General features: G+C 66.3%; 1 protein-coding gene. It reads right to left on the reverse strand.

Annotation, left to right across the window (positions count from 1 at the left end; genetic code table 11):
* Positions 1–48 precede the first annotated feature (48 nt).
* Positions 49–1,148, reverse strand: a protein-coding gene (locus CIW48_RS32835) for an IS3-like element ISMex11 family transposase (RefSeq protein ID WP_149314510.1) whose coding sequence is annotated in 2 segments (ribosomal slippage) — positions 49–896 and positions 896–1,148 — 1,101 coding nt in all. Because the reading frame shifts where the segments join, the coding sequence is not laid out codon by codon here.
* Between the last annotated feature and the right edge of the window lie 79 nt (positions 1,149–1,227).

Raw genomic sequence — 1,227 nt, forward strand, 5'->3', positions numbered from 1 at the left:
TGAGGGTCCCCCGGATTTTGGTCCGGCCGGAAGGTGAGCTTCCGGATCTCATTCGGCGGCCTGCAGGGCCGCCGCCAGGGCGAATTCCTGGGGCGTTCGCCACCCCAGGGCGGTGTGAGGACGGCTCTCGTTGTAGTGCCGCCGCCACGTCTCGATCTTGCTCCTCGCGTCGGCCAACGACAAGAACCAGTTCGCGTTCAGGCACTCGTCGCGCAGCCGGCCGTTGAACGACTCGACCAGCGCGTTGTCGGTCGGCTTGCCAAGCCGTGAGAAGTCCAACGTGACACCGTTCTCGTAGGCCCAGCGGTCGAGTGCTTTCGAGACGAACTCAGGCCCGTTATCGACCTGAATCGCGCTCGGTGCTCCGCGCAGCAGCGTCAAGCGGCCGACGACAGCCACGACCTGTTCGCCTTTGATGCCCTGGTCGACCTCGATCGCCAGGGCCTCGCGCGTGAACGCATCGACGACCGTCAGGGCCCGCAGCCGGCGGCCGTCGAACAACGCGTCGGAGACAAAGTCCATCGACCAGCGTTCGTTCGGCCGGAGCGCAGCAGGCTGACGCTCACGGTGTGCCGCGCTGACGTGCCGGCGCGGCCGCTTGAGCCGCAGGCTGAGGCCCTCATCCCTGTAGAGGCGGTGGACCCTTTTATGGTTCACCCGCCAGCCCTCTCGGCGCAGCAGGATGTAGATCCGGAAGTAGCCGTAGCGCACCCGGCTCTTGGCCAGATCGCAGATGCGCATTCGCAGCGGTGCCTGATCGGGCTTGGTCGAGCGGTAGCGGACGCCCGACCGGCCGACGCCGAGCGCGGCGCAGCCGCGCCGCTCGCTCACCCCGTGCGCCTCCTGAACCTGGTGCACGAGCTCGCGTCGCCGAGCAGGCGTCAGAGCTTTTTTGCGAGCACGTCCTGCAGCATGTGCTTGTCGAGGCTCAGATCGGCCACGAGCTGCTTGAGCTTGCGGTTCTCGTCCTCAAGCTGCTTCAGCCGCCGCAACTCGCCCGTCCCCAAGCCACCGTAGAGCTTCTTCCAGCGGTAGAATGTCTGCTCGGAGATGCCCATCCGGCGCAGCACCTCCGCGACCGGTGTCCCGGTCTCGGCCTGCTTCAGTGCGAAGGCGATCTGCTCTTCGGTAAACCTGCCCTTCTTCACGGCTCTGCTCCTCCCGTCAGGGTCTCACACAACCGGAAAACTCGCACTCACGCCGGACCAAAGCGATGGGGGGACGTCA

It is taken from the genome of Methylobacterium sp. P1-11 (assembly GCF_008329595.1).
Classification (GTDB): Bacteria; Pseudomonadota; Alphaproteobacteria; order Rhizobiales; family Beijerinckiaceae; genus Methylobacterium.